Source organism: Sphingobacterium sp. BIGb0116, assembly GCF_024808035.1.
Lineage (GTDB): Bacteria > Bacteroidota > Bacteroidia > Sphingobacteriales > Sphingobacteriaceae > Sphingobacterium > Sphingobacterium paramultivorum.
The window spans coordinates 77,417-101,767 of the sequence record NZ_JANUDT010000007.1 but is presented as its reverse complement, the minus strand read 5'-3'; the positions used below and the strand labels follow the sequence as shown (position 1 = coordinate 101,767).

The 24,351-nt window shown below is 40.5% G+C and carries 14 protein-coding genes; 12 read left to right on the top strand and 2 right to left on the bottom strand.

What is annotated here, in order from left to right; all coding sequences use genetic code 11:
- Window positions 1–15: 15 nt before the first annotated feature.
- Genes M2419_RS16970 through M2419_RS16960 form a run of 3 tightly spaced genes read left to right on the top strand, consistent with a single transcriptional unit; the run spans window position 16 to window position 4,984 of the window.
- Window positions 16–1,977, top strand: a complete 1,962-nt coding sequence (locus M2419_RS16970) for an alpha-L-arabinofuranosidase C-terminal domain-containing protein (RefSeq protein ID WP_259255445.1) — start codon at window positions 16–18, stop codon at window positions 1,975–1,977.
- Between the two features lies 1 nt (window position 1,978).
- Window positions 1,979–3,031, top strand: a complete 1,053-nt coding sequence (locus M2419_RS16965) for a glycoside hydrolase family 43 protein (RefSeq protein WP_182330686.1) — start codon at window positions 1,979–1,981, stop codon at window positions 3,029–3,031.
- Between the two features lie 33 nt (window positions 3,032–3,064).
- On the top strand, window positions 3,065–4,984 hold the full coding sequence (locus M2419_RS16960) for a family 43 glycosylhydrolase (protein WP_259255444.1): 1,920 nt from the start codon (window positions 3,065–3,067) through the stop codon (window positions 4,982–4,984).
- A 9-nt stretch (window positions 4,985–4,993) separates the two neighbouring features.
- Here M2419_RS16960 and M2419_RS16955 read toward each other — a convergent pair whose 3' ends face one another.
- Together M2419_RS16955 and M2419_RS16950 are read right to left on the bottom strand one after the other, a co-directional pair.
- Window positions 4,994–6,907 (bottom strand): DUF294 nucleotidyltransferase-like domain-containing protein, encoded by a 1,914-nt coding sequence (locus M2419_RS16955; RefSeq protein WP_259255443.1) that lies wholly within the window; start codon window positions 6,905–6,907, stop codon window positions 4,994–4,996.
- Window positions 6,908–6,917: 10 nt separating this feature from the next.
- Window positions 6,918–7,538: a 3'-5' exonuclease gene (locus M2419_RS16950; protein WP_157698585.1), complete on the bottom strand. Its 621-nt coding sequence runs from the start codon at window positions 7,536–7,538 to the stop codon at window positions 6,918–6,920.
- 177 nt (window positions 7,539–7,715) lie between these two features.
- Between M2419_RS16950 and rhaT the strand changes: the two genes are divergently transcribed.
- The 9 genes from rhaT to M2419_RS16905 all read left to right on the top strand — a co-directional run bounded on the left by rhaT (window position 7,716) and on the right by M2419_RS16905 (window position 24,342).
- Complete coding sequence (gene rhaT / locus M2419_RS16945) at window positions 7,716–8,792, top strand: L-rhamnose/proton symporter RhaT (protein WP_259255441.1); 1,077 nt, start codon at window positions 7,716–7,718, stop codon at window positions 8,790–8,792.
- Between the two features lie 22 nt (window positions 8,793–8,814).
- Entirely contained in the window at window positions 8,815–10,923 is a 2,109-nt protein-coding gene (locus M2419_RS16940) for a bifunctional aldolase/short-chain dehydrogenase (RefSeq protein WP_259255440.1), read from the top strand.
- An 83-nt stretch (window positions 10,924–11,006) separates the two neighbouring features.
- The gene (locus M2419_RS16935; protein ID WP_153844252.1) at window positions 11,007–12,281 is read left to right on the top strand and encodes a TIM barrel protein; all 1,275 of its coding nucleotides are present in this window, start codon (window positions 11,007–11,009) and stop codon (window positions 12,279–12,281) included.
- A gap of 13 nt (window positions 12,282–12,294) precedes the next feature.
- Window positions 12,295–13,662 (top strand): FGGY-family carbohydrate kinase, encoded by a 1,368-nt coding sequence (locus tag M2419_RS16930; protein ID WP_259255439.1) that lies wholly within the window; start codon window positions 12,295–12,297, stop codon window positions 13,660–13,662.
- A gap of 362 nt (window positions 13,663–14,024) precedes the next feature.
- Window positions 14,025–15,335, top strand: a complete 1,311-nt coding sequence (locus tag M2419_RS16925) for a rhamnogalacturonan acetylesterase (RefSeq protein WP_259255438.1) — start codon at window positions 14,025–14,027, stop codon at window positions 15,333–15,335.
- Window positions 15,336–15,575: 240 nt separating this feature from the next.
- On the top strand, window positions 15,576–17,789 hold the full coding sequence (locus M2419_RS16920; protein WP_182330691.1) for a fasciclin domain-containing protein: 2,214 nt from the start codon (window positions 15,576–15,578) through the stop codon (window positions 17,787–17,789).
- A gap of 13 nt (window positions 17,790–17,802) precedes the next feature.
- Complete coding sequence (locus M2419_RS16915; protein WP_182330692.1) at window positions 17,803–21,063, top strand: SusC/RagA family TonB-linked outer membrane protein; 3,261 nt, start codon at window positions 17,803–17,805, stop codon at window positions 21,061–21,063.
- 9 nt (window positions 21,064–21,072) lie between these two features.
- Complete coding sequence (locus M2419_RS16910) at window positions 21,073–22,530, top strand: RagB/SusD family nutrient uptake outer membrane protein (RefSeq protein ID WP_182330693.1); 1,458 nt, start codon at window positions 21,073–21,075, stop codon at window positions 22,528–22,530.
- A 6-nt stretch (window positions 22,531–22,536) separates the two neighbouring features.
- The gene (locus M2419_RS16905; protein ID WP_159727330.1) at window positions 22,537–24,342 is read left to right on the top strand and encodes a fasciclin domain-containing protein; all 1,806 of its coding nucleotides are present in this window, start codon (window positions 22,537–22,539) and stop codon (window positions 24,340–24,342) included.
- Window positions 24,343–24,351 lie beyond the last annotated feature (9 nt).

Here is a 24,351-nt window from a genome sequence, read left to right as displayed (position 1 = left end):
CAAATACATATAGGAATGAAAAGAGTAGTGTCAATACTGTTACTGTTAGCGAGCTTGGGCTCTTCAGCAATGGCACAGTCACCGATAACATTAAATATTGCTTTGGATAAACCTACAGGCAAAATATCGCCACATATGTGGGGCGTCTTTTTTGAAGATATCAATCTTGGTGCCGATGGAGGAATCTATGCTGAATTGGTAAAGAATAGATCATTTGAGTTTGATCAGCCTTGGATGGGCTGGAAAAAGCTCGAAAATGGCCCTGAGGGAACCTACCTGCTGCTAAACGATAGCAAACGTAAAGGCAACAAACGGTATTTAAGGATAAACAATGCGGCTAATTTGAAATTAGGACTACAAAATGAAGGCTTTAGAGGAATGGGGGTGAAAGCGGGGGCAGCATATGAGTTCTCTGTACAATACCAAGGTGCAGCTAAGGGGATGAAAATCCATGTTGAGCTGCTCGATCAACAGAATAAGGTTATTGGCGCAGCTGAACTTCCTCTTGAACCCGTCGGATCATGGTCTGAAGCTGCAGTCAAATTTCCTGTCAACCAAACGACAGATAAAGCCAAGTTAAATGTTTGGTTTACAGGGGCGGGTACGTTAGACGTAGATATGCTTTCATTATTTCCAATAGACACCTGGAAAGGAAGACCGAAGGGTCTACGTAAAGATATGGTTCAGATGCTTGCCGATATGAAACCTGGCTTTATCCGCTTTCCTGGAGGCTGTATTGTTGAAGGGAAAGATTTGGCCAATCGCTTTCAATGGAAAAAAACTGTTGGACCAATAACGGAAAGGGAATTGATTATCAACCGGTGGAATACCGAATTCAGCCATCGTCTGACACCTGATTATTTTCAGACCTTTGGTTTAGGATTTTATGAATACTTTTTACTGGCAGAAGATATTGGAGCATCTCCAGTTCCCATTCTCAATTGCGGTATGGCCTGCCAATTTAATACGGCGGAACTTGTGCCATTGGACGAACTTGACACCTATGTTCAAGACGCTTTGGATCTGATTGAATTTGCTAATGGTACAACAGATACAAAATGGGGGAAATTACGGGCGGATATGGGGCACCCTGAGCCTTTCCACCTCAAAATGCTGGGAGTTGGAAATGAAAATTGGGGCCCGCAATATATCGAACGGTTGGCCGTCTTCAAGAAAGCGTTAAACGAAAAGCATCCAGAGATCAAAATTATTGCCAGTTCGGGCACTGATCCCGAAGGAGATCGTTTTGACTTCTTAAATGATAAGCTGCGGGCGATGAATATCAATATCATTGATGAACATTATTACCGCCCACCATCCTGGTTTCTTTCGAGCGCCAATCGCTATGATAATTACACTAGAAATGGGGTGAAAATTTTCGCAGGGGAATACGCTTCGCATACGACACGACCAAACGGTCCAGGGAAAAGTACCTGGGAGGCGGCCCTCTCGGAAGCCGCTTTCATGACGGGCCTGGAACGAAATGGTGACGTCGTGGAGATGGCATCTTATGCGCCATTATTCGGTCATGTCGATGGCTGGCAGTGGTCACCGGATTTAATTTGGGTTGATAACTTGCAGGTATATGGAACACCGAGCTACCAAGTACAAAAATTATATGCTAACAATAAAGGGACAAACATTGTTTCGATCAAACGGGATGGTGAATTCGTAGCTGGCAAAGATAGCCTATATGCTTCGGCAGTATTTGATGCAGCTGCGCAACAGCTTATCGTGAAAGTCGTCAATTACAATAGTAAGCCGATGAAAGTGAACCTTGATGTAGATTCGAAGAAAAAGCCTGCTGCGACAGCAGAGAAAATCACTTTGGCCAACGCCAATCTAAACCTGAGTAACAGTATCGAGGAACCATTGAACATCCGTCCAAAACAAAATACAGTAACTTCTAAGGGAAAGACAATTGTTGAAACATTTGAACCTTATTCCTTGACCTTGATAAAATTGACCGTGAAATAAGATGAACATCCGCACACTCCTTTTTACTATCCTGATCCTATTTGCGCATAACTTGTTTGCACAGGTAAAGGAATCAGATCTGGCTGCTTACCTGATGGTTTATTTCAAGGATGAAAGCCACGGGCTGTATTTTGCAATAAGTCAGGATGGCTATTCTTTCACCGATATCAATAAAGGAAAACCGATCATTGCCGGCGATAGCATTGCACAGCAGAAAGGTATTCGGGATCCCTATATCATGCGGGGGAAAGATGGTTATTTTTATATGGTCATGACGGATTTACATATCTACGCACAAAAGCAGGGTTATAGAAATACGGAATGGGAGCGTGACGGAGTCGCATTTGGATGGGGTAACAACCGGGGTATTGTCTTAATGAAATCGACTGATTTAATTCACTGGAACCATACGGAGCTCTACTTGGAGAAAGCCTTTCAAGGTTGGGAAAATGTAGGGTCCTTCTGGGCTCCCGAACTCATCTATGATGATCGTACTGGGAAGTTGATGATCTATTTTACGATGCGGTTTGGCAATGGACTGAATCAGCTCTATTATGCCTATTTAAATAAGGAGTTTACAGCATTTGAATCAGAACCACAACTTTTGTTTCAATACCCCAAAGCAAATAAAAATTACATCGATGGCGATATTACGAAAGTGGGCAATAAATACCATCTTTTTTATGTCGCCCACGATGGTGTTCCGGGCATTAAGCAAGCTGTTTCAGATTATCCAAATGGCCCTTATCAGTACGATGATCGCTTCTATGATCCTGAGCCAGAAGCCTGCGAAGCTCCGAATGTGTGGAAAAGGATAGGGGAAGATAAATGGGTTTTGATGTATGATATCTATGGGATATCGCCCCATAATTTTGGCTTCAGTGAAACAACAGATTTTAAAAATTTTGTTGATTTGGGACACTTTAATGCAGGTAAAATGAAATCTACTAATTTCACTTCGCCTAAACATGGCGCTGTCATCCCAATAACAAAACAAGAGCTGGAGCGATTGGCAAAGCATTGGCAGTTTGATTTGTCGATGCAAAAAAAATAGTAATGTGCTATTTACAAATGAAATAACTTTTTTATGAATAAAAGAAAGTTGATATCCCTCATGGGAGTTGTTGGTTTGGTGATGGCTGCCTTGTGTTCTGTATCGGCACAGGAATATAAAGCTGGACCATCGGAAAAAGATTTCGCGGGTTATCTATTTACCTATTTTAAAGGTAATGCAATTGCGGATGAGGCCGTATGTTTTGCGATTAGTACTGACGGTTATACATTCAGGGCACTGAACAATAATCAGCCCATATTGGATTCTAAACGCATCAGCAGTACAGGTGGCGTAAGGGATCCACATATTTTACGGGCCGAGGACGGAAAATCGTTTTACATGGTGCTAACGGATATGACGGCATCCAAAGGATGGGATTCTAACCGGGCCATGGTTTTGTTAAAATCTACAGATTTGATCCACTGGGAGCATCATGTGATTAATATTCAACAGCGTTATCAAGGGCAGAAAGACTTAAAAAGGGTTTGGGCGCCCCAGACTATATTTGATCCAAGCGTAGGTAAATATATGGTTTACTGGTCCATGAAATATGGAGATCAACCCGATGTGATTTATTATTCCTATGCTAATCGCGATTTTACGGATCTAGAGGGTGAACCTAAGGTGTTGTTCTTGCCTAAAAACGGTCAATCTTGTATAGATGGGGATATTATTGTTAAAAACGGTTTATTCCATTTGTTTTATAAAACTGAGGGGAATGGGAAAGGAATAAAACAGGCGATCACAGATTCATTGACTTCAGGGAAATGGGTTGAACAACCGGGGTATAAACAGGTAACAGCAGACGAAGTGGAAGGATCTGGGATTTTTAAACGTAATCAATCCGATACTTATATCTTGATGTATGATATTTATAAAAAGGGGAAGTACCAGTTTTGTGAATCTCAGGATCTAGATCATTTTAAAGCAATAGATCAACAGATTGATATGGATTTTCATCCTAGACATGGCACTATTTTACCGCTTTCAAGAAATGAGTTGAATAAATTGATTCAACATTGGGGAAAACCAGCTGATATCACATTGAACAGTGTGAAAAATCCTATATTGGAGGGATTTTATGCGGATCCAGATGTATTGTACTCTAATAAGACAAAGAAATATTATATCTATCCAACGAGTGATGGCTTTGACGGTTGGGGTGGATATTACTTCAAAACCTTTTCTTCTACTGATTTGATAGAATGGAAAGATGAGGGAGTAGTATTAGATTTAAAAAAAGATGTACTATGGGGCAACCACCATGCTTGGGCGCCGACGATTGCAGAGAAGAAAGTCAAGGGTAGGTATAAATATTATTATTATTTTACAGCAGCTCAGAAAATCGGTGTTGCAGTAGCAGACTCGCCAACCGGGCCTTTTAAGGATTCCGGTAAACCGCTGATAGACTTCAAACCAAATGGCGTAAAGGGAGGCCAAGAGATCGATCCTGCTGTTTTCACTGATCCTAAAACCAATAAGAGTTATCTTTATTGGGGAAATGGTCATCTTGCTGTAGCCGAACTTAATAAGGACATGGTGACAATCAAGGAAAATACGATCAAATTATTGACTCCCGATAGAACATTCCGTGAGGGAACTTATGTCTTTTTCCGGAAAGGGATTTATTATTTCCTATGGTCGGAAAATGATACACGTAGCGAAAATTATCGGGTTCGTTATGGAACTTCGACCTCTCCTTTGGGACCGATTCAAATCCCCGAAGATAATCTTATCTTGCAGAAAGATGTTGCTCTTGGAATTTATGGCACGGGGCACAATTCGGTATTGCAGCTGTCAGGAAGAGACGAATGGTACATTGTTTATCATCGATTTAACTATCCCAAGGGAATTACGATGGGCGAAGCTGCTGGGTATAACCGCGAAGTGTGTATGGACAAATTGCAGTTTGGTACAGATGGGAAAATTCTTCCAGTCGTACCGAGTCATTAAAATGGGCCATTACCCAAAGAGGTTACTGGTGAATTTTACTTTAATTCCAAGCTGAAAGTTATTGATCGTTTTAAATATTTCCTTAATGGTTGCCTTTTCAATATTTGTCAAGCTGTCCATCGGTACATAATTGTTTGGGCTAAGTTTGGCTATCCGAATCTGATTCGCTTGATTTTTTAGGCGAATCGACATCAGATAGTAATAAGATTGATGTAATTCTTCATATTGTTCCTGCGTGAAAATCCCCAATTCGAGTAACTGCTTGAGTCTTCCACCTGTATTTTCTTCATAAATTCGGTTTTTCAGGGCATATACACGAACCAAATCGACAATAGGTGTCATAGCTTTTTTGATGTTGAAGACTTCAGAGGATCCGATGGTTTGCGTTTTGATCGCCTTAAAAAATGTCAAGGGAGGTTCATACTGTAGGGCATTTTTTGCGATAAATGTAAAAAAGCGCTCATTAGGTTTTTGTAATTCGACATTGAGGAACTCTTTAAGCTGATGTATAATATCTTGGTCGCCATATAATCGTCGGCAGTCAAAGAATGTGGAGAACTTAATTGCATTTTCGGGGATGCTTTCCTCGATCCATTTTTTGTAGTTGTTTTTCCAATGTGACAGTGAATGTGTCCATTCGGGATTGCTGGCCATATATCCTCCTGTACAATAACTGAAACCTATTGTATTTAAATGATCAGATACACGACTTGCAAAATTCAAAAAATACGCTCGGACGAACTCGCGCTGTTCATTGGCTTTATCTTCATAAATAATCGCATTATCCTGATCTGTCATCAGCGTCTGTTCTTTTCTTCCTTCACTACCGGTCACCATGAAGACAAATTTTGCCGGCGGTTCGCCCATCTCTTCGATTACTTTTTCGATTACTTTCAGTGCAATACTGTCCGCTACAGTTGTAATCACCTGATTGGCAATTTCGGCATTTACTCCTCTGCCGAGCAGTTGATGGATAATTTCTGGGACGTTGTTCCACTTTTCACGTAATTCGTCTAAAGTTTCTGCTAGTTTGACCGATTGAATAAATACGAGTGGCGATTGCCCTTGCTCACTCAATAATCTGTTACGGCTTAGGAATCCAACGTAGTTCCCTTCTTTTTCAACGAGCAGGTATCTTGATTTCGTTCGGAACATTTTTAGTACAGCCTCATACAGGTAAGCTTGATCAGAGATGCTAACAATTGGGTTGTCCATGACTTCGATAATCGCGCGGTCGACAGCGATTTGTTGCGCCACGACATTATCCCGCAAGGTCATATCAGTAGCATAGCCGATGATACCATTTTTGTCTTTGATAAACACACAACTTACCTTTTGTTTGGCCATCATCTTTGCAACCTCAAAAATGGGGGTTTCAGCGGTACAGGCAACAATATCTTTGTAAGTGATATGTTCTATCTTTCGCGAGTACAATTGATCCGCAGCAAAGTAGCTTTCCTCAAAAGAAGCTGGGGATTTGACAAAGTGTGAAAACTCCTCATCTAACATCCTTTTTCCAAAAGAATTGGTAAAAAAATGAAAGAACTCTTCATTGGCATTACAAAGCTCAATAAAATTTTTCCGCGGTAATCGATAGATAATCGTCCCCTTTTTTGCGATGACAGATTTTAACGCTTTTGTTCGATTCAATAACACCGAAATTCCGCCAAAACAATAAGGCATATGATGGATTTCGACTAATCGTTTATTATCTGAAGCATCTAAGAAAAATGTTTCGTATTCTCCTTCGAAGATTAAGTCTACTCCATCCATATCGGTAATATTCTGTCGATAGACCAAGGTGTCTTTGGAGAAACGATGTTCATAGAGTATATCGACAATACTTAGCTGAAGGGTTTCGGGCAATACCTGAAATGGTTGGGTCGATTTCAGTAAGGATAGGAGGGATTCGTTTTTTTCCATGAATACGGCATTAAAAAAGATTATCGAACTCAGTTTGTTGGTTTAGAATTTCTTGATCGGAGAGATCCTTTCGTTGGATCATTTCAAAATAACATTTCGCTGTGATCTCAGCATCTTTCTCCGCATCGTGTATATTTTCGGGAAGAGCCAGGAAAAGCGATTCATGTAATAATGAAAGCGGAAGATGGACCATATGTGGGTTTCTAACATACCTTTTGCTATGCAGCAAGGTGCAAAAGTATTTTAAGTCGCAAAATGGGAGCGGAAGATTGGAACGATAGAATTCAGCAGATAATACCTGCAAATCAAATGAAAGAAAATGCCCAACGATTTGCGGTTTATATTTTTTGATGTCATGACTCAGTTTACGCAACACCTCTTTTTTCTTTTCGCCGTGCTTCATTAAAAAAGGGGGAGTCAATCCGTGTATTTGCTCTGAAGCGGGACTGATTGGTATTAGCGGTTCATAAATATATTTATTTGTACGTTTAACTTCATTGCGTTCTTCGTCAAAAATAATCCAAGCCAATTGCAATATATGCGGCCAGTTGTCGCTGTCGGTGTACTTTTTATTCCATTTTTTCGGCAGCCCGGATGTTTCGGTATCTATGAATAACAAATATTTTTTCAAGGAAGTATTTATAATAAGTAACTAAAAGTAATCAAAATTTGCTGTAAGCTGTAGATGCCGCTTAAATAAATTATCTTGTATAGGGCAACTGTCTTGGTTATGTGGCATAACAGTGCATAACAGTTCCTCCCATCAAATCATTTAATTTAGTTTTTGTAATACCTAAAAAGATACACAATGAATGCTGTTTTCGGAGTTATATTCCATTTTATAGGCGGTTTCGCGTCTGGTAGTTTTTATGTGCCGTATAAGAAAGTGAAAGGCTGGTCCTGGGAATCCATGTGGATATTAGGGGGACTTTTTTCATGGGTGATCGTTCCGCCGATAGCGGCAATGTTGACGATCCCAAATTTTGTAGAAATTATCCAAGATACGAATAGTTCCATTGTAGGCTACACTTTTTTATTTGGATTACTCTGGGGGATTGGGGGACTGACCTATGGACTTGGTGTACGTTACCTCGGTGTATCTTTGGGAAGTAGTATCATTTTGGGACTTAGCATGGTTTTTGGATCCTTGATGCCAAGTATTTATTATTTTTTCAATAAGACTGCAGGCAAACATGGTATAGACTATTTTTTTACAACACATTCTGGTATTTGTATTCTCGTAGGACTTTTGGTTTGTGTGCTTGGTGTGTTTTTATGTGGGAAGGCTGGAGTGTCAAAGGAGAAGCATTTATCTGCATTATCATCTGAAAGCAAGTCTGATTACAATTTTGGATTGGGTATCGTTGTGGCTATTATATCGGGGATATTAAGTGCTTGTTTCAATTTTGGAATAGAAGCTGGAAAGCCGATGGCTGATGTGGCTAACAACTTATGGAAGGCTACTAATCCAAATCAAGGAGAATTTCTCTATCAAAATAACGTCACCTATATTGTAATCCTTTGGGGTGGCTTTGTGACGAACTTTCTTTGGTGCCTTTACTTATTGTTTAAGAATAGAACTTTTGGGGATTATACAAAGTCCGATGTGCCAAAAGGCAAAAATTTCCTTTTATGTGCGATAGCGGGAACGACTTGGTATCTGCAGTTTTTCTTTTATGGTATGGGCGAAAGCCGTTTAGGAAATGGAGCCAGCTCCTGGATCTTGCATATGGCATTTATCATTCTCATTTCAAATGCTTGGGGTGTTGCACTCAAGGAATGGAAAGGTGTGGATCGTGCGACTTATCGTTCTATAATCGGAGGAATTGTAACCATTATCATCTCTATTTGCATTGTAGGGTTTGCAAAGACATTAGAAAATTAATATTTAAATAAATATAGAAGAAGTGAAAACGTACAAACATGTCAATTACTTATGGGACGATGAGAAAGCTCAGGCACTAAGCGGTGATGAAGTAGCTTTACTGTTATATCGTTCGAATATTTTAGGTGCAGATTTAAGGATCACAAATTATGGCGGGGGAAATACCTCGTGCAAAGTTTCTGAAAAAGATCCTTTGACAGGTGAAGAAGTGGAGGTAATGTGGATCAAAGGCTCAGGAGGTGATATCGGAACTTTGAAAAAATCCGGTTTGGCGGCTTTGTATCTCCAACGTCTACGTAATTTGGAAAATGTCTATCGTGGATTAGATCACGAAGATGAAATGGTTGAATTATTTAACCACTGTATCTATGATCTAGCATCTAAAGCTCCATCTATTGATACACCATTGCATGGATTTCTGCCATTCAAACATATCGACCACTTACATCCCGATGCGGCAATTGCCATTGCCGCGGCCAAAGATGGAAAGACAATCACGCAAGAGCTTTTTAATGGGACCATCGGCTGGGTAGACTGGCAAAGACCGGGATTTGATTTAGGCCTGCAGTTAAGAGCTTGTTTGGAGGAGAATCCAGGAATCCGAGGTATTATGTTAGGCTCTCATGGTTTGTTTACCTGGGGCGATACAGCATACGAATGTTATGTTAATTCGCTGGATGTCATTGAAGCCTGTGCAGAATATCTTGAGCAGAATTATGGTAAAAAAGCACCTGTCTTTGGTGGACAAAAAGTGATTAGCTTGGGAAAGGAAGAAAGAACTGCACAAGCGGCTAAACTGGCGCCGGTTTTAAGAGGTTTCTGTTCCAGTGAGCGCCATATGATAGGGCATTTCACAGACGATGAACGCGTATTGGAATTTATCAATTCCAATGATTTAGGTCGTTTGGCTCCGCTAGGTACCAGTTGTCCAGACCACTTCTTAAGGACTAAAATCCAACCATTGGTATTGAATTTGGATAAATCCGAAGATTTAGACAACATTGAGGTGCTCAAAGCGAAATTGACGCCATTATTTGAAGATTACCGTGACATGTATGCGCAATATTATGAAAACTGCAAACATGAAAACAGTCCAGCTGTACGTGATAAAAACCCGGTAATTGTTCTGTACCCAGGTGTAGGTATGTTCGCATTTGCGAAAGACAAACAAACGGCACGTGTGGCAGCAGAATTCTATACCAATGCGATCAACGTCATGAAAGGAGCAGAAGCAGTAAGTGAATACACCGCTTTACCCCGTCAGGAAGCATTCGATATTGAGTATTGGTTATTGGAAGAAGCTAAGCTTCAACGTATGCCAAAACCAAAGGCTTTGTCAGGAAAAATTGCTTTGGTCACTGGAAGCGGTGGCGGTATCGGGAAAGCAATCGCTAAAAAGATGGCTCAAGAAGGCGCCGTAATCATCTTAAATGATATCAATACCCAGCGCCTGGAATCAAGTAAAGACGAATTTATTACCGATTTTGGGAAGGATTCCGTTATTACGACGATTTTGGATGTAACGAACGCAGAATCAATTAAAGAAGCGTTGAAAGAAGCTGCTTTAGCTTTTGGAGGTATTGATATTATCGTTAATAATGCTGGACTATCAATTTCCAAAACAATCGAAGATCATACAGAGAAAGATTGGGATTTGTTGTACAACGTATTAGTGAAAGGGCAATTTCTAGTTACGCAAGGAGCTACTTCTGTATTAAAAGCACAGGAAATCGGGGGAGATATCATTAATATTGTTAGCAAAAATGCTTTGGTTAGTGGTCCGAACAATACTGGCTATGGGAGTGCAAAAGGAGCTCAGCTACACTTAAGTCGTTTGTGTGCCGCAGAATTAGGGCCAGCGGGAGTACGTGTCAATGTTGTCAATCCCGATGCGGTTATTTCAGATAGCAATATCTGGGCTGGTGGCTGGGCAGAAGGCCGTGCTAAAGCCTATGGTATCACAGTTGCCGAATTGCCAGCCTATTATGCAAAACGGACCTTGTTGAATCAGGTCATTCTTCCTGAAGATATTGCGAACGCCTGTTTCGCTTTTGTGGGAGGACTGTTGAGCAAATCTACGGGAAATGTTTTAAACGTTGACGGAGGTGTTGCAATGGCGTTTGTACGCTAATTTTTATATCTTAGGTGTCGCGCTCAGAAAGGGAAAAATGTGCGCGACACCTTTCGAATTTTTACACGATAACCAGTAATATTATGATTCTTGATACACAAATTATAGATCAGCACAATAACCAATTAAAGGAAAAACATAAAAGAGCATTTGACTATGTGTCGGCGGATATTTCAACTACAGATGAAATTTTGGAAAAGCTCCAAAAATTTCAAATTGCAATCCCAAGCTGGGCATTAGGGACAGGTGGTACCCGATTTGGACGGTTTTCCGGAGCAGGTGAACCTGGAACTTTGGAACAAAAGTTAGCGGATGTAGGCTTATTACACGCGCTCAACAAATCAAGCGGAGCTATTTCCTTGCATATACCTTGGGATATTCCTTCAGATGCAGAAAAAATCAAATCATTGGCATCTAAACTCGGTATTGCATTTGATGCAGTGAATTCCAATACATTTCAAGACCAGGCTGGACAAGAACATAGCTATAAATTTGGTTCGCTTCACCATGTAAATCCTAAAGTTCGTGAACAAGCAATAGCCCACAATATTGAGGTCATCAATTATGGCAAAGCGTTGGGCTCTAAATCCCTTACAGTTTGGTTAGCTGATGGTTCATCTTTTCCAGGACAGTTGAATTTTAGAGAGGCATTTCAAAATACATTGTCTAGCTTAAGTGAAATTTATAAGCACCTACCAGACGACTGGAAATTGTTTGTTGAATACAAGGCTTTTGAACCTTATTTCTACTCAACAACAATCGGAGACTGGGGGCAGTCTTTACTATTGGCCAATAAATTAGGCCCTAAAGCATATACACTTGTTGATTTGGGACACCATTTGCCAAATGCCAACATTGAACAAATTGTTTCGTTGTTACTTATGGAGGGTAAACTTGGTGGATTCCATTTTAACGATAGTAAATATGCGGATGACGATCTTACAGCGGGTAGTATAAAACCTTATCAGTTATTTTTGATATTCAACGAACTGGTTGATGGTATGGATTTGAATGGGATAGATCATGCAACAGGGCTGGGCTGGATGATCGATGCTTCTCATAATCTTAAAGATCCGTTAGTCGATCTTTTACAGTCAGTAGAAGCAATTAAGATCGCGTATGCTCAAGCATTGCTGGTCGATCGTAAAGCACTGAAACAGGCACAGCAAACTAACGATATTGTGAAGGCCCAGGAAATATTACAGGATGCTTTCCGTACAGATGTCAGACCGCTTGTGGCGGAAGCTCGGTTGAGAAGTGGTGCTGCTTTAAATCCGGTTCAATTGTTCAATGAGGAAAATTTACGCAACAAACTTATCGAAGAACGTGGAATAAATTCTGTAGCTACAGGTTTGTAATTAAGGAAAAAGAATGAAGGGGAAACCAATACCAGTAGTTGCCATATTTGATGTTGGTAAGACTAACAAGAAATTATTTCTCTTTAATGAGCAGTATCAGATTGTTTTTGAGAGGTCTGCTCGTTTTTTAGAAACTACCGATGAGGATGGGGATAGCTGTGAAAATCTAGAAAGTTTACGTTTGTCCGTTTTCGATTCCTTGCATGAAGTGTTTCGGAAAGGTGAGTTTGAAATCAAGGCGATAAATTTTACTTCGTATGGAGCGAGTTTTGTCTACATTGATAAAGATGGACGGCCTTTAACACCATTATATAATTATTTGAAAGAATACCCAAAGAAACTGTTGGAATCGTTTTATGCACAATATGGCGGAAAAGATCGATTCGCATTAGAAACTTCCTCTCCGAGTTTGGGAAGTCTCAATTCTGGACTACAGATCTATCGTTTGTTTAAACTAAAACCGGCATTATTTAAGGACGTCAAATGGGCATTACATCTTCCACAATATTTGAGTTATCTAATTTCAGGACAACCCTATTCCGATATGACAAGTATAGGTTGTCATACAGCACTGTGGGATTTTGAGAAAAATAATTATCATCAGTGGGTCTTTGATACCGGTATTCTACAAAAAATGGCACCCATTGTACAAGGTGATCGATTGTTTCGGGCGACTTTTCCTGGGAGTGGTTATTTAGTAGGTAGCGGCTTGCACGATAGTTCTTCAGCATTGATTCCCTATCTGTTGAATTTTCATGAACCTTTTGTTTTAATTTCGACAGGAACTTGGTGCATTTCCTTCAATCCATTTAATAACGAACCGTTGACAAAAGAAGAACTGAGCAAAGATTGCTTGCAGTATATGACCTATACAGGCAAACCAGTAAAAGCATCCCGGCTTTTTGCCGGCTATGAACATGAGGAGCAAGTGAAACGTATTGCGAATTTTTTCCAGGTTTCGACTGGTAAGTTTAAGCAGATCGGCCTGCAGTGGGATATTATTGAAAAATATCAGGCACTGGATATTTCCGATGAACTATCAGCTTTCGCATCGATTGATTTGAGTCATTTTTCTAGCTATATTGAAGCATACCATGTTTTTATGATGCATTTGGTGAAAGCACAGATAAAATCGACGGAACTGATTTTACGGCCTAATGGTGCTCAACGTATATTCGTGGACGGCGGATTTAGTCGTAATTTGATCTATATGACGCTGTTGGCCCAAGCTTTTCCAAATAGTGAAGTTTTTGGCGCATCAATGGCCCAGGCGACAGCTCTTGGAGCAGCTCTGGTTATTCATGATCATTGGAATACGCAGGCTATACCAAATGATATCATTGAGTTACGCTACTTTAGAACCAAACAGCAACTACATTGATTATAAAATTGGAGTTAAGGTAAAAATTTAGTTTTTTTATTAGTTATCGTGAGAGGTCAGGCAATTCGTTGTCTGGCCTATTTTTATCCTAATAGGTATGGCAAGTAGGAGCATCTTTACCTTATCAGGAAGAGTTTCAAAAAAATAAAAGGTTTCCAGATAGAGCAGAGGAAACCTTTTATTTATTAAAAACCTAAAATTATGAATAATGATACCAATTATTATATGATGATTAAAGGTGCGGAAAATTGAGCGATTAGCTGTCCTGAGCTGTTGGCGAAAGGGAGGCACAGGTAAGCGCAGGGTGGTCTGATCAATTGGAAAAATTATATTTGAGCCTCCTAAATTAATAAAACTTACAGATGAAGAGACTAATCTTAACGATCACATTTTTTATACAGATCTGTTGTCATGTTTTATTTGCCGAACAGATTGTCAGGGAATTTCGCTTTGGTGGTACTAAGAAAAACCAGACTGTAATTCCTTTAAGGGAAGCACAAGCCTATAAGGATAAGCAAGGGTATGGTTTTGAATTTTCAACAGAACAAGATGTCAGGATTGATTCAAAGAATAAAAGCCTTTTCAGCGAAAAGCCATTTTATTTTTCGGTAAGGGTTCCTGAAGGCAATTATAAAATTACGATTACCTATCAGGGTTTGAACGATAAGCCTTACCGCAGTACTGTACGGTCTGAATCCCGTAGGCTGCAGATTGAAAACCAAGAGGTATTACGTAATAAATCTTTCGATAGGACCTTTATTGTACACATCAAAGATCCAAAGATTGCTTCTGGCGAAACTGTAGCATTGAAGAAGCCAAGGGAGCTGCAAAAACTCGACTGGGATAATAAGTTGACTTTGGAGTTCCAGCAAACAAATTGTATTTCGACCATTCGAATCGAGTCAGTAAGCAATGTCCCGACTGTATTTTTAGCGGGGAACTCGACGGTAGTTAATCAAGAGGATGAGCCCTGGGCGTCTTGGGGACAAATGATTCCTCGATTTTTTGATGCAGGTGTGGCCATTGCTAATCATGCGGAATCTGGACTAGCATTAAGTTCGTTTTTGTCCTCAAAAAGATTGGAAAAAATTCTCTCTGTCGCCAAGCCTGGAGATTATTTATTTATTGAATTTGGGCACAATGATCAAAAGGAAAAAGGAGAAAATGCAGGTGCTTATAAGGGATATAGTGATCGTTTGCGTTATTTTGTACGTGAATTTCGTGCAAAAGGTGGCCTGCCAGTTATCTTAACCTCCACAGCACGGCGAGCATTTGATGAACAAGGAAAACTGTTGCAGACATTAGGTGATTTTCCCGATGCGGCTCGGAAGGTCGCAGCAGAACTTCAGGTGCCTTTAATAGATCTTAATCAGAAAACGAGTTTGTTTTACGAGGCATTAGGAGTTGAGCAGTCTAAACGAGCATTTGTTCACTATCCTGCGCATACTTTTCCAAATCAAAAAAATGATCTTGCCGATAATACCCATTTCAATCCCTATGGTGCCTATGAGATCGCTAAAGTGGTGCTCACAGGAATTAAAGAAAACAACTTGAAGATAGCAGACCATATCGTCGATTTTCAGGGCTTTGATCCGCAGCAACCAGATGATTTTAAAACTTGGTATTGGCCACCAAGTTTGATCAATAGTGTTATCAAACCAGATGGCAATTAATTTGTATTGATATAACGTTAAGGTCGGGCAGTATTTGTCCGACCTTTTTTATGTTCTATTTGCTCATTTAGACAGGATAGTGCAGGTTGGTACAAATGTCTTTTAGACATATATTTGTTGCACCAATTATGAACCGCAAAAGAACAAACTTTCGCTTCATAAAACGTATTATTTGAAGTATCTCAACGAGCACTTGCCGTAATTTATTATTAATCAAATTATTGACCTAATACATTTACTATGTTATCATCCAAATTTAACCTATTTTGGATTGCACTATTGATTACGGTAGTGTCATGTAGAAAGGAAGCCTTTGACGCCTACTATGGTAGACCCGATTGGCTGGCAAGCCCAATTTACCAGCAGCTCGATTCAATGGGCGACTTTAAGAAGTACCTGAGCTGCATTGAATTGTCTGGCTATAAAAATACACTCGGGACTGCGGGTTCTTGGACGGTATTTGCACCCACTGATCAGGCCTTTGATCAATTTATGAAGGAAAATGGTATTAGTGATGTATCAAAGATCGATGCGAAACTGGCCGAGAAGATTGTGCGTTCTTCGATGATTTATGACGGTGAGCGACTTGAAAAGCTGAACGATTATTTTTCAGCAAAAGGTTGGCAGCAAGGTTTTGCTTTTCGACGTCGATCTGTATACTATGACTTTGTTGAAAAAGAGGATTTAGGGAATGGCAAGATTAGACGGTTTGTCTCAACAAATCGCGGTCCTAATGTAGCTTATGCAACTACGGATAACAATAATAAACACATTAGCTATTTTTTTGATGCTTACATGAACCAGCGTGGTTTAGGCGCTATAGATTATCAGTCATTTTATCCTAACAGCAGCTATACGGGGTTGAACGTTGGATCAGCTGAAATTGATCCTGCAAGAAGCAATATCTCCGCGGAGAATGGCTATATCCATGTTGTGAATAAAGTTTTGATTGCGGAGAAGAGTATCGATCAATACCTCCGCGATAATATTAGTTACTCCACATTTAAATCAATTCTGGATTTTTTTGCCTCTTATACATATAATGCGGAGATAACACGGAAGAATGAGGTGCTTACCGGGGAAAAGGATTCTGTATTTGTTAAAGGATATGCAGGGATTGGTTTGGCGCTCAACAATGAAAATTATGCAAAGGAAGATCCCAACGATGCCCAAACCAATAATTTTTCGATCACGGTACCTACCAATGAGGCTGTAAGTAATTACGCTAAACGTGTATTGTTAAAGTATTACCCCCAAGGCACCACGTTAAAAGATCTTTTTTATACAAATCCTGCTGTCTTAACAGAATTTGTAAATTCTCATCTGTATAATACACAGGTGTGGCCATCCCAGTTCTCCCAAGCGCAAAACTTTGTCGGTGAGCTGCCTAAGGTGACAAAGGCCAATATCAAAGAGACAAAATTGTTGAGCAATGGTGCATTTTATGGTATCGACGCGTGTCAACAGGCCAATGTCTTCCACTCCGTCTATGGCAATGTTTTATTGGATCCTAAATATAGCTTCATGCGTCGCGCATTGGAACGCATGAGCATGAATTTGACCTTAAAGATTCCAACCATTCGTTATATGTTGATCCTCGTATCGGATCAGAAGTTATATGAAATGGGCTTTGACTATGATGCCTATAATACCTCAGACCCGATCCGTTTTAATGGCGGAAATGGCACCCCGGAAATGCGAGAGGTGCTGATGGCTCATATTATTCCATTAGGAAACGATCCCTTGCCTGATTTAACGGGAAAGGGAATATTGGAAAGCTATGCAGGTGAGTATGTAAAGTTTAACCAGATGAAAATGTCTTCTAGCGGAACTTTGGATGGCCCAACGGAAACACAGCAAATCCGTATTGATTCAATCAGCATTGGAAATAACCTTTCGGGGCCATTAAATGGAGTTGCGGTCTATCTTAACGGAGGATTGACTTCATCGAATACCAATATTGGATTTTTTCTTAAAAATATTGGAGCGGATCAGACCACCTCTCCATTCAATTCATTTTATAAATATCTTATTGCAAGCACACTTTATTCGGCTACAGATGGAGTTGTCAAAGGAATAGAACTCGGATTGAATTATACGCTGCTTATTCCTAACAATGACGCTATAGCTAATGCGGTTGCAAACAACGATTTGCCAGCATCATCCGCTCCAGCAGATCAAGCGTCTATAGATAAAATAACCCGGTTTATTCAATATCATATTGCGCGAAATTCATTTGCAATCGATGGAAAGAAGACGGGATTCTTTCAGTCGCTTTGTAAAAATGTAGACGGGGATGCCCAATCAATACAGGTTGCTGTCAACCTGGTTAATAAGTTGCAGGTGATGGATAATCTTAACCGAACCGTTGAAGCTGATGTCGTGCAGAGTAATCAACTTGGACAGCGCGTATTGATACATTCTCTCAAAGGATATTTAAAGCATGGCCTGTAATCTAACCGAAAACATGATGAAACAGATAAACTATTTGATTTTAATAGGGTGCATCGTATGGATGACTTTCTGGGGAGGAGGAGTTTACGCGCAAAATAATGCGACTTTGCTCACCGGAAAGGTAACCGAAAAGGGAACAAAACAACCCATCGCCGGAGCAACAGTTGTCTTAAAAGATAATGATAACCGCACAATTGTCGGAACGACTACAGATGTTGAGGGGAACTATAGTCTTAGAGCTCGAATGCAAGGCTTGAAACTGGCGGTCTCCTACACGGGCTATAAATCTTCAGGTGCGATTGCTGTAGGGGATAGGAAAACGATCAATGTGCAGATTGAATCGACAAATAATGTGATTGATGAGGTTGTTATCTCAAAGTCAAAACCTGTCAATGACGGCACGGGTATGGGGATTTCGAAAGAACGCAATACAGCAGCAATTTCAACGATTAGCATGGATGAGCTGTCCGAAATGCAATCAGTGTCTGTCGATCAAGCGTTGCAGGGAAGGTTGCCAGGAGTTGATATCACGACGGTATCAGGCGATCCGGGGGCTGGGATGCAGATCCGGATTCGCGGTACATCTTCTTTAAATGGGGCAACAGACCCGCTTATTGTGGTTGATGGTATGCCTTATGATATTACCATTCCGGACGATTTCAACTTTGCAACTTCTGATGATAATGCATATGGGCAGCTTTTAAATATTGCACCATCTGATATTCAGGACATCTCGGTATTAAAAGATGCTGCTGCAACTGCTGTTTGGGGATCGCGTGGAGCAAATGGGGTATTGGTTATCACAACCAAACGCGGAACTGTTAGTGCTCCCACCTTGGGATATACTTTCAAAGGATCTATTTCAAAGCAACCTGAATCTATTCCACTATTGAATGGCGATCAGTACTCGACCTTGTTGTCTGAAGAATTCTATAATGCGGGTAGGGTCTTTTCAACGACAGACAATGCGCAGCAGTTCCAGTACGACCCGAATAATACCTATATATATCACAACTATAGTAACAATTCCAACTGGGTAGATGCCATTACACAGTTGGGGTATTTTCAAGATCATAATCTCCAGGTACGTGGTGGCGGTGAAAAAGCACGCTATCTGGCCTCAATAGGTTATTTTAATCAAGAAGGAACAACTATTGGAACAGGGCTAAATCGCCTATCTGCTCGTATCAATCTAGATTATGTGGTTTCAGAGCGTATTGGTTTTCAGTCTGATGTCTCCTATACCCACGTTGACAACGATAATCTTTATCATGCTAATGTACGGGATATCGCTTATCGTAAGATGCCAAATCAGGCCATTTGGGAATATGATGAATATGGGAACCTAACAGGTAATCTATTTAATCCTTCTTCTTCGGCGCAAGGATTTTATCCAGGGACATATAATCCACTTTCTATGGTCCAAAATGCTATTGGTAAACAGTTGGGCGATATTTTGGGAACCCGTTTTAATGTGGATTATAGATTGATTCCTAATACCTTGCGATTTGTAAGTACACTAGCGCTAAATATTAGAAACAACAAAACCAAGCTCTTTTTACCCCAGTTGGCAACAGGCCGACCTTTTACGGAAAATACAGTGAATAGGGCTTCGGACTCAGATTTAGATGAGTTTTCACTGAGTACCAATACCCGGCTTTTGTTTACGCCTGCATTGGGTGAAAACCATCTGCTTACAGCCAATCTATCTTTTTTAACATCAGACTATCGGTATACGATCCAAGGGCTCAGTTCAACAAATACGGCATCGTCTTATCTGCAGGACCCCAGTGTACCGTCGCGCACATTGACCGGCGACGCTAAATCGGTAACGACACAATCGCGCTCAATTGGAGCGTTAATCCAGGCAAATTATATGCTCAACAAAAAGTATGTTTTTGCCGCAAGTCTGCGTGGTGATGGCAACTCAAAATTTGGTCCTGATAATCGTTATGGATTATTTCCTGCTTTCTCTGCCGCTTGGCAGATCGGAAGGGAAAATTTCTTGAAAGATATTAACGCCATAAAAGATATTAAGCTAAGAGCAAGCTGGGGACGCAGTGGTAATGCTCCTCGACGTGATTATACTTATATCAATGTATATAGCACCAATGATTATGCTTATTTGGATGAAAACGGTGTCTATTCAAAAAATATAGAGTTGTCCGACTTAAAATGGGAAACGGTGACACAGCAAAATTTGGGTATGGATGTAGAGATGTTCGACTACCGTTTGATGTTTGGTGGAGAGATTTATAAAAATAGAACAACGGATTTAATGATGGACAATATTCAGATTCCGACCTATACTGGATATAGTGGACTGGCTATGAATGTTGGTACAATGGATAATGATGGCTGGGAAGCAAATTTTACCGTGGTGCCCATTCGCAATAAAAAATGGGATGTCAGTTTTACGTTCAATATTGCACACAATCAAAATGTGATCCGCGAGATATCACCGCTTTATCCGCGCGAAAATGCTAGATCATCATTAAAAAACAAAACATTTTTCACCTATTTCCAGGAGAATAATCCGTATGGATCTTTCTATGGATTTCGCTATTTGGGCGTCTACAAAGATCAGGAAGCTACCATAGCAAAAGATGCACAAGGAAATGCCATCGTGAGCCCAGACGGCGAGACGATTTATATGCGTTTTAATTATCCTACAGTCGATTATGTATTCCAGGCGGGCGATGCGATGTATGAAGATATCAACCATGACGGTGTGATTGATCAAAAGGATATTGTGTATTTGGGCAATAGTAATCCGAAGCTTACGGGTGGGTTTGGATTTAATGTGGGATATAATAAACGTTTGAAATTAAGCGCCTTCTTTAACTACAGACAAGGATCTCAAATTATTAATGGAACCAAAATGAATACGACTGATATGCTTGGGTATAACAATCAAAGCACGGCCGTGTTGCGCAGATGGCGTAAGGATGGTGACATTACAGATATCCCGCGTGCATTGTTTGGAACCGGATATAATTCTTTGGGATCCAGCCGCTATGTCGAGGATGCTTCATTTTTACGTTTGCGTACAGTCACCTTAAAGTATGACTTTGCGAAAGAGTTCTTGCAGCGGTTTCACATCGAGGGGCTTGGCGCTTATTTGACCGTAGAAAACATATTTACGCTGACGAAGTATACCGGTCAAGACCCTGATGTTGCCGTAAAGTTAAAGGATGCATTTACTGTGTTAATGGATAATTCAATGACACCGCCATTAAAAACAGTTACACTAGGTATTACAGCACGTTTTTAAAGCAAGGTTATGAAAAGAACAATTTTATGGAGTTTAGTTGCTGCGGGAAGCATTTTACTCAATTCTTGTAATAAATGGCTGGATTTACAGCCGCAGGATGGAATAACCCGTGCAGAATTTTGGAAAACAAAGGAGGATGTCCATGCCGCCTTAATCGGTATCTATTCTTCCCTTAATTCAGGACCTGTTGAACAGCAATTGTTCACTTGGGGCGAACTTAGGGCCGATCTAGTTGGGTTGACAAGTTATGCAACAGACGACAATCGCCTGGTAAAAAATTACAATATTTTAAGTACAAATGTAATCGCGGACTGGAGTGCTATTTATACCGCGATAAATAATTGTAATCTGCTGATTGATTATGCAGGTCAGGCAAAGCTGGCAGATCCTACTTTTACAGAGGCAGAATACAATACAGATTTGGGGGAAGCTTTAGCTGTCCGCAGCTTTTTGTACTTCTATTTAGTACGGACTTTTCGGGATATCCCTTTAAAATTAAAAGGCACCTCAAAAGACACCGATATTGTTTCTGTAGGGCAGTCCACTGGCGATGAAGTGCTCAAGCAAATCGAGAAAGATCTCTTGCAGGCTTTGGACTGGATACCCGAATACCATGTCAATACTTCGGGTTACAATGCGACAAACGCCGGTCGGGTGACAAGACCCGCGGTTCGAGCGATGTTGGCTGACGTATATCTATGGCTGGAACAATACGATAAAGTAGAAGAGCAGACCGCAAAAATTTTAGAAACTGGACGATATAGTTTAATTGGCGCAGCACTGCCCGAAATTTTTGATGGTGGCACGATGGAAACGATTTGGGAGTTGAGCCATAAAAACTCCAGTGAAAATCCGATGTATAATATTGGCGTGACTGCACGTAGACCATTCACAGCCAATGTGGATATCTTGAATAATGAGATTTTTCCTTCCAATGAAGGGACAGATATAGATTTATTCGACAGTCGTGGAGAAGGAATCCTGTATGGTATGTCGGGAGATCTGAGAAAATTCGGTACGGAATCACCCGACTACTACAATTTCCAACTCTACCGCTTCTCTGACGTCATGTTGATGCGTGCTGAAGCTTTGGCAGAGCTCGGGCGAGGGACGGAAGCATTGGCACTTCTGGAGGATTTGCGAACCAAACGTAAAGCCATAAGAGCTACGGATCCGAATATTGAAGCGACAGATTTAGAAGGAATCATCCTATTCGTCTTCGCCGAGCGTGCACGTGAACTTACTTTTGAAGGTAAACGTTGGTTTGACCTTTTGCGCTTGGCAAAGAAAGATAATTATGCGAACATCAATGTGCTAGTAGATCTTGTAACGAAAGTTGTAGACGCTAATGTACGCCAATCCGCAATTAATAAAGTGCGCGATGTGGATAGCCATTATCTTCCCATTTTGGAAACTGAACTCTTCAAAGACAAACAGTTGAAGCAAAACCCATTTTACCTAAAATAGATCGTTATGAAAAGAAATTTTAGAAAACAATATTGGCTGATAGGGACATGGTTTGTCCTATCTGTTGCGCTTATATTTTCCTGTCAAAAAGAGAAATATCGAATTTCAACTTCAGATGAAGTGAATATTACAGGTTATTTGGAAGCACATGAAACTGATTATTCCTTATTGACCGAAATCTTATACCGCTCGAAAACGGCGGGCTATCTAGGTGCGTATGGTACCTACACACTGTTTGCTCCCAATAATGAGAGCATTAATGCCTGGATCAAAGATAATGGAAAAACAGGATTGAGTGATTTTACAGATGCGCAGCTATTGGATTTTGTCAAATACCACGTGGTTAGGGATACGGTAGGCAGCACACGTTTTACTGATGGGAAAATCAAAACAGCGAGCTTATTAGGTGAATATTTATACACAGATGTGCAAAATGGGATTTACCGAATTAATAAATCTGCCAAAATTATTAGATCCAATATTAGCTGTGGTAACGGCATTATTCACTCCATAAATAAAGTATTGGTTCCACCAGCACAGAGTCTTGCTGAATTGATAGGCAATAATCCTCGTTATTCCATTTTTGCCGAGGCTTTAAAAGAGACTGGGTTTTATGATACTTTATATTATCAACGCGGTGTAGCTGTGGCGGATGCTAAACGTTTTCAGACCGCTATTGTTGAGTCAGACTCCGTTTTGCAGCTACAGGGAATCAAAAGTTATGCGGATATGAAAGCAGCCTATTCACAGACTGGTAATGTAAAAAGCCATAAAGATAGTTTGTGGTTATATATGGCCTACCATTTAAGCAACGATATCAAATTCTTGGAAGACATCGTTGCCGCAAATACGATCTATACTTTGGCTCCAAAAGAGATTATTTCGACCAAATTATTAGGTGCGCAGATCTTATTGAATGATGACGTGTTTAATGGGGTTCATGAAGCGGGTGCTGAAATCAACAGATCACAAAGCGATGTCTTGGCGTCCAATGGGGTGCTGCATGAAGCGAAACAGCCATTTAAGATTAAGGTCCGCCAGCAGGTGCCCGTGTATTTTGATATAGCGACCTCTCCCGAATTAGTCAACGCACTGGGAAGCGCCTATTTTAATAGTTCGAAGGCATTGGTGGCGAATGGTGCAACCATTGCAAATTCTTTTGCCTTTAATAGTTTGACGGTTTCGACCATTGGTACGAACGGATATTACTATTATAAAGCCTTAGAAACGAAGCGCCCTTATGCAAATGGAGACCTCTTAAGTCTGTCGCTTTGCGCGAACAATAGTGCGCGAGCAAAATGGATTGAATTTAAGACTCCATATCTCGTAAAAGGACGGTATAAAGTCTGGATCTGTTATGCCCAGCATGGCGATGCCCCAGAGATTCAAGCGACGTTTAATCCTGGAAAAGGGGATGAACAAATCCTGCCCAATACGATCATATTGAATCAAAGTCTGACCGCTTCGGGCGTTAGCGACCTCGCGAATGCAAATGCGGATAATCTGATGCTGGCACAGGGTTACAAACGTTACATGGCAACGGTAGGCGATTACAATGTAAATAATATTACCGGTGGACTCAAGGCAAAATCGGGTAGTGAAGCTCCATTGAATGTTGGCCGTTTGGCCGGTATTATCAATGTCGAGACGACTGATCGACATGTCATCCGTTTTGAAGCGATCAAAGATAAGAAGTGTGGTAGCAATACCGTCTATCTGGATATGATCCAATTTATCCCCGCAGATGATCTTGAACAGAACTACCCTAGATTTCATCAGATTTCAGGTGAACTTTTTTATAGACCAAAATAACAGGATACA